At 65.7% G+C, this 12,548-nt stretch carries 12 protein-coding genes; 7 read left to right on the top strand and 5 right to left on the bottom strand.

What is annotated here, in order from left to right; translation table 11 throughout:
• Positions 1-15: 15 nt before the first annotated feature.
• Both B2246_RS00730 and B2246_RS00725 read left to right on the top strand, forming a co-directional pair.
• Positions 16-1,632: a glycerol-3-phosphate dehydrogenase/oxidase gene (locus B2246_RS00730; RefSeq protein ID WP_286881372.1), complete on the top strand. Its 1,617-nt coding sequence runs from the start codon at positions 16-18 to the stop codon at positions 1,630-1,632.
• Positions 1,633-1,710: 78 nt separating this feature from the next.
• On the top strand, positions 1,711-2,094 hold the full coding sequence (locus B2246_RS00725) for a hypothetical protein (RefSeq protein ID WP_035882356.1): 384 nt from the start codon (positions 1,711-1,713) through the stop codon (positions 2,092-2,094).
• A gap of 85 nt (positions 2,095-2,179) precedes the next feature.
• On the opposite strand, the gene B2246_RS00720 is transcribed toward B2246_RS00725, so the two are convergent.
• The 3 genes from B2246_RS00720 to B2246_RS00710 form a co-directional block, all read right to left on the bottom strand.
• Positions 2,180-2,404, bottom strand: a complete 225-nt coding sequence (locus B2246_RS00720; RefSeq protein WP_008651933.1) for a hypothetical protein — start codon at positions 2,402-2,404, stop codon at positions 2,180-2,182.
• 98 nt (positions 2,405-2,502) lie between these two features.
• Complete coding sequence (locus tag B2246_RS00715) at positions 2,503-2,934, bottom strand: YXWGXW repeat-containing protein (protein ID WP_008651932.1); 432 nt, start codon at positions 2,932-2,934, stop codon at positions 2,503-2,505.
• A gap of 125 nt (positions 2,935-3,059) precedes the next feature.
• The gene (locus tag B2246_RS00710; protein ID WP_008651931.1) at positions 3,060-3,263 is read right to left on the bottom strand and encodes a hypothetical protein; all 204 of its coding nucleotides are present in this window, start codon (positions 3,261-3,263) and stop codon (positions 3,060-3,062) included.
• Positions 3,264-3,436: 173 nt separating this feature from the next.
• On the opposite strand from B2246_RS00710, the gene B2246_RS00705 reads away from it, so the two are divergent.
• The 4 genes from B2246_RS00705 (at position 3,437) to B2246_RS00690 (ending at position 8,726) form a co-directional block, all read left to right on the top strand.
• The gene (locus tag B2246_RS00705; protein ID WP_186424970.1) at positions 3,437-4,090 is read left to right on the top strand and encodes a YfiR family protein; all 654 of its coding nucleotides are present in this window, start codon (positions 3,437-3,439) and stop codon (positions 4,088-4,090) included.
• Positions 4,087-5,367, top strand: coding sequence for a diguanylate cyclase domain-containing protein (locus B2246_RS00700; protein WP_008651929.1), 1,281 nt, complete (start codon positions 4,087-4,089; stop codon positions 5,365-5,367). Before B2246_RS00705 ends, B2246_RS00700 begins: the two co-directional genes overlap by 4 nt.
• Before the next feature lie 9 nt (positions 5,368-5,376).
• Positions 5,377-5,880 (top strand): OmpA family protein, encoded by a 504-nt coding sequence (locus B2246_RS00695; RefSeq protein WP_008651927.1) that lies wholly within the window; start codon positions 5,377-5,379, stop codon positions 5,878-5,880.
• Positions 5,881-6,173: 293 nt separating this feature from the next.
• Positions 6,174-8,726: an EAL domain-containing protein gene (locus B2246_RS00690; protein WP_286881375.1), complete on the top strand. Its 2,553-nt coding sequence runs from the start codon at positions 6,174-6,176 to the stop codon at positions 8,724-8,726.
• A gap of 15 nt (positions 8,727-8,741) precedes the next feature.
• Here B2246_RS00690 and B2246_RS00685 read toward each other — a convergent pair whose 3' ends face one another.
• Positions 8,742-9,017 (bottom strand): hypothetical protein, encoded by a 276-nt coding sequence (locus tag B2246_RS00685; protein WP_008651922.1) that lies wholly within the window; start codon positions 9,015-9,017, stop codon positions 8,742-8,744.
• Between the two features lie 69 nt (positions 9,018-9,086).
• On the bottom strand, positions 9,087-9,935 hold the full coding sequence (locus B2246_RS00680; RefSeq protein WP_286881376.1) for a D-amino acid aminotransferase: 849 nt from the start codon (positions 9,933-9,935) through the stop codon (positions 9,087-9,089).
• Positions 9,936-10,295: 360 nt separating this feature from the next.
• Here B2246_RS00680 and bcsB point away from each other — a divergent pair, with 360 nt between their 5' ends.
• A complete protein-coding gene (gene bcsB / locus B2246_RS00675; RefSeq protein ID WP_286881377.1) occupies positions 10,296-12,548 on the top strand; it encodes a cellulose biosynthesis cyclic di-GMP-binding regulatory protein BcsB in 2,253 nt (750 codons plus the stop codon).

Raw genomic sequence — 12,548 nt, 5'->3', positions numbered from 1 at the left:
AGATTCGAATTTCCCATGCAAACTTCCGTCACTCCGGTCGCCCCTCCCTCCCGCGACACCCTGCTTCAGACGCTCGCGCGCGAGCCACGCTGGGATGTGATCGTCATCGGCGGCGGCGCCACGGGGCTGGGCACCGCGCTCGATGCTGCTTCGCGCGGCTACCGCACGCTGCTGCTCGAAGCCGCCGACTTCGCCAAGGGCACGTCGAGCAAGGCCACCAAGCTCGTGCATGGCGGCGTTCGCTACCTGGCGCAAGGCAACATCAGCCTGGTGCGCGAGGCCCTGCACGAACGCGGCCTGCTCGCGCGCAACGCACCGCACGTGGTCTGGCCGCTCGGCTTCGTCGTGCCGGCCTACCAGATGTTCGACCAGCCGTTCTACGGGATCGGCCTGAAGCTCTATGACATGCTGGCAGGCGGCCTGAACCTTTCCGGCAGCCGCTGGCTCAGCCATCGCGAAACGCTCGAGGCCGCGCCAACCCTGGCCGAGCACGTGGGCGGGCGTCCGCTGCGCGGCGGCAATCTGTATTTTGACGGCCAGTTCGATGACGCGCGGCTGGCGATGGCGTTGATGCGCACGCTGTTCGATGTGGGCGGCACCGCGGTCAACTACGTGCGCGTGAGCGGACTCTCGCAGTCCAACGGCGTCATCACCGGCGTCATCACCGGCGTCACGGCGCAAGATGTGATCGGTGGGGAGACGTTCCACCTGCATGCGGATTGCGTGATCAACGCCACCGGCGTGTGGGTCGATGCCGTGCGCCAGATGGAAGACGGCCAGGCCCGGCGGATGGTGGCGCCGAGCCAGGGCGTTCACCTGACGATTCCGCGCAGCTTCCTGCCCGGCGATCGCGCAGTCCTGATTCCGAAAACCGACGATGGCCGCGTGCTGTTCCTGGTGCCCTGGAACGGGCACACGATCGTCGGCACCACCGACACCCCGCGCCAGGATCTGCCACTGGAGCCCCGCGCTGCGAGCGATGACGTCGACTTCATCCTGGAAACGGCCGCGCGCTACCTGGCCCGCGACCCGACCCGCGATGACGTGACCAGCGTCTGGGCGGGCCTGCGGCCGCTGGTGAAGGCCACCGGGGAAGCCTCCACCGCGTCGCTGTCGCGCGAGCATACGATCCTGGTATCCAAAGCCGGACTGATCACGGTCACTGGCGGTAAATGGACCACGTATCGCAAGATGGCCGAGGACGTGATGGAAACCGCGATCCAGCGGCAATTGCTGCGCGCCGCGCCCTGCCGCACGGCCGACCTGCCGCTGCACGGCGCGACCAACATGCCCAATGACCTGCCGCCCTCGGGCACCGGATCGCCCGACCGCTACTACGGCGCCGACCTCCCCCTGGTTCAGGCGATGCCGGGCGCGGACAACGTGCTCGTGCCCGCCTCCGGCCTGACCGAGGCCCACGTCCGCTTTGCCGCGCGCTACGAGCTGGCCCGACGCGTTGAGGACGTGTTGGCGCGGCGCAATCGGGCGCTGTTCCTGGACGCCCGCGCGGCGCTGGACGGCGCGCCCCGGGTGGCGGCGATCCTGGCGGAAGAACTTGCGCACGACTCGGCCTGGCAGGCACGCGAACTCGAGGACTTCGGCAAGCTCGCCAGGGGTTATATGCTCGGCTGATCGACGATACCTGCGTTCATGGTGCTGGACTTGGGCGATAATGCCGGTTAACGCATCAGGGAGAACACCATGGACGATATGGACGAGATTGACGATCTGTCCGATCTGCCGATGCCCCGGTTCATCTGGGGCTTCGCCGTCATCGCCAACAAGGGCGGCGACGTCATGCACGACGAATTCGAGTATCTGACCCACACCCGCAGCCCGCGCTTCACGTGCCGGGTGGTCGAACTCGAGGACATGCCCGCCGACAGTGAGGATTCGGGCATCGACGGGCGCATCGTCCACCACGACGATCCGGACCGCATGTTCTACATCACCGATATCGGCATGGCGCTGGTGAACTTTCAGCTGTTCGACAAGCTGCCCGACAAGGGCAAGCTCAAGAATGTCTGCGACGAAGCGATCGCCAACTGGATGCTGCGTCGCGAATTCCTCGACGACGAGGAAGACGAGGCGTAAGCAGGCCACGCCACAAAGCAAAACAGGCACCCCGCAGGGTGCCTGTTTTGCTTTTGTCCTATCGCTATTGTCGCCGCACCGGCCACTACGCCGGCTCGACCTCGATCAGTCCCGACGCCACGCGCTCGATCTCGCAGTAGATCGGCATCGCTTCCATCGGACCGGTGCAACCCACGCCCGAAGCCTGGCTGGCGCTGGCGCCCGGCGGCAGGAAAACGAACGCCATGCCGGGCTGGAAACCTGGATGGCGGCGCAGACTGTCATTGAGAATATCGAGATACTGCGCGCGCGTGAAAACCTGCTTGGACATGTCCGCATCTCCGGGAAATTTTCTGGCCCGGGCATCCTAGCATGGCATCACGCGCCGCTGTCACCGCATCGCAAGGCGCGACAAATCGGGATAAATCCTCAGCACTCGCCCTTCTTGGCGTGTCCGGGCGGGCAGTGATAGCCGCCACGGCCGCGGTCATGATCATGGCCGTGGCCCTGATCATCGTCATCGCCTCGGCCCGGCCCGCGGTTCCAGCGCTCGGGCTGCAACACCCAGCCGTTGCTGGCGCGAACCCAGCGCGGCTGCTCATAAACATAGCCGGGGCGTTCGCTGACCCAGTGCCCCTTCTTCCATGCATGCTTGTGACCGTGGTCGTCCCAGTCCCAATAGCCGGGCGCCCAGACGTAGCCAACACGCGGAGGCGGCACGACTTCATAGACCGGGGCCGGTGGCGGAACGCCAATGCCGATATTGATGCTGACCTGCGCCATGGCGGCTGGCGCCAGCGCCGCTGCCGAGCCAAGCAGAACCGCGCCAGCAAAGGCGCGCGCGAAAAGCTGTCGTTTCATAGGGACCCTCTCTTTGTAATTAGCACCGATAGAAAGAAGTCTATCGGTGCTATCTGGAATGTGATGTAAGAAAGGGTATCCGAAAATTACCACGCGACTCAGGCTGCACTAGCCAGCTGAAACGCTTAGTGGTCCGCAGCCATCGCCTTGAGTTCGGCGTCACCAGCCACGCGGGCGGCGTCGGATGTTGTGAAGGTGTCGTCGGACACGATGGTGCGCCGGATCTGCTGCCCGCCGAAATCCACCAGCGAGATCACCCACACATAGCGCCCGGCCTGCGGCGCGGTCTGCACGAAAGCCTTGAGTTGCGGTCTGGATTCGGTCGTCATGAGACTCCTCCGGTCGAAACAAGCGAGACAAACGCGTCCGGGAACTCTAGCACACGGGATGGATGGCTGCCGCCTCCGTCACCCTCATCCTCTTATATCTAAGACATCTGGCCCGGTGCGGAGATAAGCCAGAGTGGCTACAGTTTTCTGTAACGGTGCCGACACTTGACCAGATGTCCGCCGGACACCACTGCCAGCCGCCGCCCCAATTGCCGTACTTGACGCCCAATTTCGCTCACCGACCGCGCTCCGCGCTGACACTGCCACTGGTTCTGCTGCTGGCCACGCCCGGCACATGGCCGGCAGCCGTGGCCGCCTCCACGGTTGCCGCGGCAGCGCCTGCATCAGCCCCGGTATCGGCCCCCGCCGCACCGGCTTCACGCCCCGAAGCCGTGGCCCGCATGGTGATGAGCCTGTTGAGCTATGCGCGCTGGCCCGCCGAGCGCGAAACGCTGCGGCTGTGCGTGGATACGGATGCACGTTACGGTGGCAAGCTGATGGAAGGCGGCTCGCTATCCACGGGCCGGCTGGTCCAGGCACGCCCTGTCGATCCGCTTGCCGACGCACTCGCGTCCGAGTGCGACGCACTCTATATGGGGGCCATGACCGATGCTCGCCGCAAGAAGCTGACGACGGATCTGGTGGGAAAGCCCGTGCTGGTGATCGTCGAGGAAGATTTCGAATGTGAAGTTGGCAGCATGTTTTGCCTGGCATTCCGTGAGAATCAAGTCTCGTTCCGGATCAATCTAGATGCCATCGCGCGCAGCGGGATTCATATCCACCCCGGCGTGCTCCAGCTCGGCCGCCGCAGGACGCCCGCATCATGAACTGGCCCGGCCGCCCCCCCGCCCCCGACGACGCCGTGCCACAGCGCCCGACGCTCTACCGCGCGCTGCGGCGTATCCACCTTGGCGTGGCGCTGATCGCCGTGTTCACGGTCGGCATCTCGCTGACCGCGCTCGGGCTGACCGCGCTGCGCGTCTATGCGGATCACAACCTCCGGCTGGTGGCGCGCTCGATCGCCTATACGGTGGAAGCGCCGGTCGTGTTCGGCGACGCCGCCGCCGCGGCCGATGCGCTTTCCGTGATCGCCGCATCCGAGGACGTGACGCGGGTCATCGTGTACGACCGCGACCACCAACCGATGACCGTGTGGCAGCGCCCCGGCCACGAGCGATTCCCCGCGCTGCGCCGGGTGGCCGGCGACCTGCTGATATCGGGCGCCGTCGAGCAGCCAATCCTCCACGAAGCCCAGCAGGTAGGCAGCGTGCGCGTGGCAGGCGATCCGGTGGCGCTGCTGCACTTCCTGCTGCAGGGCACGCTGGGCCTGGGAGCCTGCCTGCTGTTGACGGCGCTGGTGGCGCACTACATGTCCCGCCGAATGCTCAAGGATGTCGTCGATCCCCTGCGCAACCTGATGCGCGTGGCCCACGCGGTGCGTTCCGAACGCGCGTTTGGACAGCGCATGCCGCCGGCGCGGATCGAGGAACTGAATGCGCTGTCCGAAGACTTCAACGTCCTGCTGGACGAACTCGAGGCCTGGCAGAACCAGCTTCAGCACGAGAACCGTTCGCTGGCGCACCGCGCCAGCCATGACAGCCTGACAGGCTTGCTCAACCGCGCCGCCTTCACTGAAGCGCTCGATCTCGCCGTGCGTACTGCGGCGGCGCGCAACCAATATGCCGCCGTGCTCTATCTCGACAGCGACGACTTCAAGGGAATCAACGACCGCTATGGCCACGCGGCGGGCGATGCCGTGCTCGTCGCCGTCGGTCAGCGCCTGCGCGGCTGCCTGCGCGAAGGCGACAGCGTGGCGCGGCTAGGCGGCGACGAGTTCGCCGTGCTGGTCAACGCCCTCCGCGCGCCCGAGGACGCGGTTCGCATCGCCGAGCACATCCTCAACGCCATGGCCACCCCTGTGTGTCTGGCGGATGGCACCACCATCTTCGCGCCACTCAGCATCGGCCTGGCCGTGTACCCGCTGCATGCCCGCAATGGCACGGCGCTGCTCCATTCCGCCGATGCCGCGATGTACGGGGCCAAGCGCCAGTCCGGCGCCACGTGGCACAGCGCGGAGTCCGCGCCACCGGAGCCACATCTCTAGAGGCCGACCATGAGAGCGCCCAGCAGACCCCGTCGCGCTTTCCTGCTGACCACACTGGCCGGTCTGGGCGCGCTGGCGCTGTCCGGTTGCGCCAGCCCCGCCCACAAGCTGACACCCGCGCAGATTGCCGTGCTCAAGAACCAGGGGTTCATGCTGACCGGCAACGGCTGGGAGCTTGTCATGCCGGACAAGGTGCTGTTCGGCTTCGACGACGACACGGTCTCGGCCGAGCAACAGAACGCCCTCGCCCGGGTCGCACGCACGCTGCGGGATGCCGGCATCGACGCCTTGCGCGTGGACGGCCACACCGACAACGTCGGCACGATCGAGTACAACCAGCAGCTCTCCATGCGCCGTGCCGAGGCTGTGGCGCGCGTGTTGCTCACCTGCGGATTCGCACGCGATCATCTCGATGTGCGCGGATTCGGCAAGACCCGCCCCATCGCCGACAACGGCACGGCGCTGGGTCGCGCGGAGAACCGCCGCGTGGCGATCATTGTCACGGTCGAATAGACCCTGTTCCGAAGAAACACTCTAATTCAGGCGTACCGAGAAAATCAGGCCAGAGCGAAAGCGCCTTTCTCGCCCTTTGCCCATATCCCCAGGCCCGCCCAGCCGTGGTTTGCGGTGGATCGGCCAACGACAGAAGGCCGGACAAACCCTGCCCACGGGCGCAGTAGAACGGTCGTACACTCGCGTGGTGCGCACGTCGATCAGTCGATCAGTCGATCAGGTCGATGGGGAGAGACTGGGCAACACCTGGTCGCGCACGTAACACCCGACAAGAACGAGATAGTCAAAAAATAATGCGTACCCAGGCGCTGGAACAGGCGATCGATGCCGTGGTCGCGGTCGACGCACGCAACCAGATCACCCTCTTCAATGCCGCAGCGGAGGCATTGTGGGGTCTGGAACGAACCACCGTGCTAGGCCAGTGCGCGTCCGTCCTGGCGCTCGGCGATCTGCGCGTGGCCAATGACCAGAGCGGTCAGAATCTCGCCATCGCACGCGCAGATGGCACCGTGCGTCATGTGCGGCTGCACATCACCACCTTCGGCACGGACGGCGCCTCCAATCCAGGAGTGCCTGCGAAGCAGTTCGCCGCCTTCCTGCATGACGACGGCAGCACCGGCAATGAGCCCGGCGCCACGTTGAGCCCGCCGGGACTGCGTATGCTCTCGCTGTGCCTCGACCACGCCGAAAACCCGGTCATGATCACCGACGCCCACGGCACGATCTGCCACCTGAACGGTGGCTTCACGCGTCTGCTCGGCTACGCACGGTATCAGGCCGTAGGCCGCCGCTGGCAGGATCTGCTCATGCCGATCAACGCGCGGCCGGAGCAGATCCCTTCGTTGCTGGCGCCATTGGCGGCCGGCCTGCCGCTGCGCAATGAAGCACTGGTGCCCGACAAGAGCGGGCAGCCGCGCTGGCTATCGGTCGCGGTCAGTCCGATTATGGCGTCGACGCATCGTGGCGGACTGGTCAACACGGTCTGGGTCCTGACCGACATCACGGCAACGAAGGTACGCGAATCGATCCAGCACCGCACGCTTGACGCCCTGGCGCGCGACCTGCCGACGGCGCAGATCATGAATGATCTGTGCCGTCGCGTGGAAAGAATGGCGCCGGGCACGAAGGCCGCCGTCATGCGCGTCTCCAACGGCCATTTGCGGCTGGTGGCGATGCCATCTGCCGCCCCCGAACTGCTTGCCGCATTCGACAGCCTGCAGATCGGCCTGCAGTCGGGCTCCTGCGGTGCGGCGGCTTTTCTCGGCCACGCCGTGGCCGTCGACGACATCGCTCAGGATCCGCGCTGCGAAACGCTACGCGAAACGGCGCTTGCCGCCGGTATGGCCGCCACCTGGTCCACCCCCGTGCGTGCCGCCGACGGGCGCGTGCTGGGCACCTTCGCGCTGTGCTTCAATGAACCACGCTTGCCAGACGGGTTCCACGAAAACCTCGTGGGAGTGGCCGCCGACCTCTGCGCGCTGGCGCTGGTGCGCGACCAGACCCAGGAGCGCATCCACCGCCTGGCGTACTACGACGCGCTGACCGGCCTGCCGAATCGCCAGTTGCTGCTGTCCCGCGCCGACGATGCCGTGGCGCGTGCCAACGCCCATGGCACCCCGCTCGCCCTGCTGTTCATCAACCTGAACAACTTCAAGCGCGTCAACGACGTGCAGGGTCACGGCGCCGGCGACCGCTTCTTGATCGAAGTGGCATCAAGGCTGCAGTTCGCCACTGCCGAACACGCGCGGGATGCCACCGTCGGCCGGCTGTCGGGGGACGAGTTCGCCGTACTGCTTCCGGGCCACGGACGTGACGAGGCCCTGGCCATCGCCGATGAGCTGCTGCGCGCGCTCGATCCGCCGGTTACCGTCGCGCACGGCCTGAGCCTTTCGCCTTCGGCCAGCATCGGCATCAGCATGTTGACCGAGCAGGCACGCGACCGCGAAACGCTGCTGCATCATGCCGACCTTGCGGTCTGCCAGGCCAGGAAGCGCAGTGGCCCGGACCTCGGCAACCAGATCTGTGTGTATGACACGGTGCTGGCGCGCCGCCTTGGCGATCGGCGCATGCTCGAATCCGAACTGCGCGAAGCCATCGGCAGCGGCCAGTTGCAGATGCGCTACCAGCCTCAGATCCATCTGGCTTCGGGCAACCTTTGGGCGGTGGAAGCGCTGGCGCGCTGGCCGCATCCGCATCGCGGCGACATCGCGCCCACGGTGTTCGTGCCGCTGGCCGAAGAATCCGGATTGATCGTGGCGCTCGGATACTGGGCCGTGCGCGAAGCATGTGCGCAGCAGGCACGCTGGCGACGGCTCGGCGCCGCAGTGCCGGCCATCTCCGTCAACCTCTCGCCGCTATCGATCCGTGACCCAGCGCTGCCGGACGTAGTGACGCAGGCCCTGCGAACGCACGCGCTGCCTGCCGGCGAACTGACCATCGAGATCACGGAAAGCGTGTTCCTCGATCACACCTCCGAGGCGGAGGCCACGATCGCAGCCCTGCGCAAGCTGGGCGTGCGCCTGTCGATCGACGATTTCGGGACGGGGTTTTCGAGCCTGAGCCGGCTCATGCAATTGCCAGTCGACGAGATCAAGCTCGACCGGAGTTTCCTGGTGGATCTGGAGAACAGCGAGGCCACGCGCACCCTGGTGGAGGCCGTGATCCGGATTGGCCGCGCGCGGGATCTGAACGTGGTGGCCGAGGGAGTCACCAGCGCGCTCCAGCGCCAGTTCCTGCTCGACCAGGGCTGTCACGTAGGCCAGGGGTTCCTGTTCGCCCAGCCTCTGCCGGCCGCGTCCATCGAGAGATGGCAACCCCAGCCGTCCTGGCCAGGGTTGATGCACTAGGGATTTCGCCCCCGCTCAGTCGCCGAACGGGTTCGGCACCCTTGTTACGGGATCGTCGACGAGATCGAACTCGTCGCGTACGTCATCGACCACGCTGCGGATCGATGCCTCGTATCCGCGCGCATTGCCGAAATAGTCCATGTCCCAGTTACGACCCCACGCGTCGCGCTCGTGCGGCTCGGGGTCGGGTACCCGGATATGCGCGCCATCGTCGGCAACCTCATCGATCTGATGAATGCGCCGGCTCACCTCTTCCTTGATGGCATGCCGGCTGCGCTCGCGCTTGGCCATGAGCAGCCTCCTTTCGGTGGTTCGTGCGCGCCATCCTAGCACGCGACCACCGCAGGGACATGACGCGTGTCATAGCGCGGACTTGGCTGCCTGATACGCCGCAAACAGGCGCTGGAACACCGGGCCAGGCTTGCCCGCGCCGATGGTCTTGCCGTCGATCGTCACCACCGGCAGCAGCTCCTTGCTGGCCGACGACAGCAGGACTTCGTCGGCGGCGAACACCTCGTCGCGCGTGATGCGGCGGGCCTCGAACGGGATATCCATCGCCGTGCACAGCTCTTCCATCAGGCCATAGCGGATACCTTCCAGGATCAGGTTGTCCTTGGGCGGCGCGTAGACGCGGCCATCCTTGACCAACCAGACGTTCGACGACGACGCTTCGGTCAAATTGCCATCGCGAAACTGGATCGCCTCGGTCACGCCTGCCTCGGCGGCCACCTGGGCGGCCAGCACGTTGCCGAGCAACGAGGTCGACTTGATCTGGCAGTTGAGCCAGCGGCGGTCTTCCATCGTCACGCAGGCCACACCCTGTTCCACCGATGCCGCCGGCGGCAGGGCCATCGGGTTGGTCATGATCAGCACGGTCGGCGTGACTTCCTTCGGGAATGGGTGGGCCCGCTTGGCCACGCCGCGCGTCACCTGCATGTAGACCATCTGGTCGCCCAGGCCATTGGCCTTGACCACACGGTCGATCAGCGCCAGCCATTCGGTCTCCGAATAGGGGTTGGGAATGCCGATGGAGGCAAGGCTGCGCTGCAGGCGCGCCAGATGTTGAGCGCCACGGAACGGCTTGCCGTTGTAGAGCGGAATCACCTCGTAGATGCCGTCACCGAAGATGAACCCGCGATCGAGCACGGGCACGCGGGCTTCGGACAGGGGAAGCAGTTCCCCATTCAGGAAAACGACTGTTTCAGACATGGTCAGTATTTGGGCAAGGAAGATCGTGAAGTGAATTCTTTCACATGGCGCGGACTGCCTTTATGCAATTTCGGCATGTCGTCGCGGCATCGCCCCTCCGTCGATGTGACTTCGGAAAGACGCGCGCCTAAAACTATTTCAACGACAAAGTCGGCCTGTATTGAATATTTTTTAATTCATTGATCTAGCGTGCATTGCCATGCAGCAGACGAAAAACAGCGTGATATATTCGTCACGCGAAACTTCAGTGCGCGACATCGGCATTGCGTTCACGTGCCTTCGCCGTGCCACTCCTACAGGGCGCCCTATATGACGAATTTGGAGTCAGGCCTGCGATGTGGCTGCACGCGGATTGCCGCCATGGCGACGGCCTTCCTGATCTCGACGATTCCCGGCCAGTCGGCCGCCCAGGTCGCGGCCTCTTCACCCGCCGCAGCACCCCCGCCCTCGCCGGGCGCGACAGCGGCTTCTCCGCTCGTCACCCGTGCCCAGGTTCTGACACTCGCCCAGATGGGGGCCAACTATCCGATTCCGCTGCGCGGCGTGGACCCGGACCACACACTGAACGTGGGGGTCCGGCTCGACGAAGTGGTCACCGCGGCCCGGCTCAAGCTGGTCTTCACCTATTCGCCAGCGCTCGTCTTCCCGCTCTCGCACCTGAAGATTCGCCTCAACGATGAGGTGGTGGCAACGATTCCGCTGGATCAGGAACACGCCGGGCAACAGGTCACGCGCGAAGTGGATCTGGACCCGCGCTACTTCACGGACTTCAACCGCATCAACGTGCAGATGATCGCGCATTACACGCTCGATCATTGCGAAGACCCGTTCCATTCAAGCCTGTGGGCCGACATCAGTCCTAGCACCACGCTGACGCTGAGCAAGGCCAGCGTGACGCTGCCAGACAACCTGGCGTTGCTGCCCGCGCCGTTCTTCGACCGCCGCGACAACAACCGCGTCACCGTGCCGTTCGTGCTGCCGGCCAATACTGATCCCGCCGTGCTACGCGCCGCTGGCGTCGTAGCTTCTTGGCTCGGCGCGCTGGCAAGCTATCGCGAGCTCCGCTTCCCGGTGTCGCGCACCGCGCCCGGCGATGCGCACGCGATCGCACTGGTCATGCCCAACGCCATGCCGGACGGCCTTCATATCGACAAGATCGAAGGCGCCTCGGTGCGCGTCATGCCGAACCCCGCAAACCCCGCGCGCAAGCTGCTGGTGCTGGCCGGGCGCAATCCGGAAGAATTGCAGCTGGCCGCCAATGCGCTGGTACTGGGCAAGGCCGCCATGGCTGGCGCCAGCACCGGCGTGCAGGCCGTGGACCTGGGCAAGCCGCGCCAGCCCTATGACGCGCCAGCGTGGGCCCCGGTGGATCGCCCAGTCCTGTTCAAGGAACTCGTCACCGATCCGCAGCAACTCCAGGTGGCCGGCGCCAGCCCGGATGCCATCCGCGTTAATTTGCGCGTGCCGGCCGACCTGTTCGGCTGGAACGACCGCTCCGTGCCGCTCAGCATCAAGTACCGCTACACCGCGCCCTCGACGTACAACGATTCGGTGCTCAGCGTCGATATCAACGACCAGCTCGTGCGCTCGTATCGCCTCAAGCCGCTGACCACACAGGGCGACGAGAACCTCGTCAGCGTGCCGCTGCTGTCCGGCGGCAGCGTCTCGGCCAGCAGCGACATCCTGATCCCCGCGTTCCGCGTCGGCAGCAACAACCAGATGCAGTTCCGCTTCAGTATGGACTCGCAGAAGACCGGCCTGTGCGCGTCGACGGCGACCAACGTGGCGCGCGCGGCTGTCGACCCGGATTCGTCGATCGACTTCAGCGGCTTCGCGCACTACGCCGCCTTGCCCAACCTGGCGTTCTTCGCCAATAGTGGCTATCCGTTCACGCGCCTGGCCGATCTGGCCGATACCGCCGTGGTGGTACCCGACGCACCCACCACCATCGACCAGGAAGCCGCACTGACCATGCTCGGCCACATGGGCAAATGGACCGGCCTGCCATCTCTACGCGTGGCCGTGGCAGCTGCCAAGGCCATTGACACCGTCAAGGACCGGAACCTCGTCATCATCGGTACCGGCAGCGCGGCGCAGATCCTGACCGGCTGGGGCAAGTCGCTGCCCTTGATGATCGAGCGCGGCAAGACCGAGATCACGCTGCGCGACCAACGCTCGCACGCATGGTCGAACTGGCTCAGCGGCACCGACGACGTCGACGTTTCGCCTGCCGGGCGCGCGATCCTGACCGCCGATGGCCCGTTGGCTGCGCTGATCGGTTTCGAATCGCCGTTCAAGGCGCAGCACAGCATCGTCGCGCTGACGGCCACGGCCGACGAGCGTCTGCGCGATGTACTCGACGTGCTCGAGGACCCCGGCAGGGTGGCGCAGATCCGCGGCGACCTGACCGTGATCCACCATCGGGACCTGGAAGGCCTGCGCCTGGGCGAACGGTATTACGTCGGCAGCCTGCCCTGGTATGGCCGCTTGTGGATGCGCCTGTCCGGGCATCCTGCGCTCCTGGCGATCGCGGGCATCATTGCCGGCCTGATCGTGGCGCTGACGCTGTTCTGGGCGCTGAGCCGGCTGGCGGCACGCCGCAACGGAGGCTGA

Origin of the sequence: Cupriavidus sp. UBA2010 (assembly GCF_002335265.1) — a bacterium.
Taxonomy (GTDB): Bacteria; Pseudomonadota; Gammaproteobacteria; order Burkholderiales; family Burkholderiaceae; genus Cupriavidus; species Cupriavidus metallidurans.
The sequence above is the reverse complement of the archived record's forward strand: the minus strand, read 5'-3'. Positions and strand labels throughout refer to the sequence as shown.

Coding starts and splice junctions, on each gene's coding strand:
- B2246_RS00700 (WP_008651929.1), top strand. CDS start 4,087: ATGAACTGGCCCGGCCGCCCCCCCGCCCCCGACGACGCCGTGCCACAG.
- B2246_RS00695 (WP_008651927.1), top strand. CDS start 5,377: ATGAGAGCGCCCAGCAGACCCCGTCGCGCTTTCCTGCTGACCACACTG.
- bcsB (WP_286881377.1), top strand. CDS start 10,296: ATGGCGACGGCCTTCCTGATCTCGACGATTCCCGGCCAGTCGGCCGCC.
- B2246_RS00705 (WP_186424970.1), top strand. CDS start 3,437: ATGTCCGCCGGACACCACTGCCAGCCGCCGCCCCAATTGCCGTACTTG.
- B2246_RS00715 (WP_008651932.1), bottom strand. CDS start 2,934: ATGAAACGACAGCTTTTCGCGCGCGCCTTTGCTGGCGCGGTTCTGCTT.
- B2246_RS00710 (WP_008651931.1), bottom strand. CDS start 3,263: ATGACGACCGAATCCAGACCGCAACTCAAGGCTTTCGTGCAGACCGCG.
- B2246_RS00685 (WP_008651922.1), bottom strand. CDS start 9,017: ATGGCCAAGCGCGAGCGCAGCCGGCATGCCATCAAGGAAGAGGTGAGC.
- B2246_RS00730 (WP_286881372.1), top strand. CDS start 16: ATGCAAACTTCCGTCACTCCGGTCGCCCCTCCCTCCCGCGACACCCTG.
- B2246_RS00720 (WP_008651933.1), bottom strand. CDS start 2,404: ATGTCCAAGCAGGTTTTCACGCGCGCGCAGTATCTCGATATTCTCAAT.
- B2246_RS00680 (WP_286881376.1), bottom strand. CDS start 9,935: ATGTCTGAAACAGTCGTTTTCCTGAATGGGGAACTGCTTCCCCTGTCC.
- B2246_RS00690 (WP_286881375.1), top strand. CDS start 6,174: ATGCGTACCCAGGCGCTGGAACAGGCGATCGATGCCGTGGTCGCGGTC.
- B2246_RS00725 (WP_035882356.1), top strand. CDS start 1,711: ATGGACGAGATTGACGATCTGTCCGATCTGCCGATGCCCCGGTTCATC.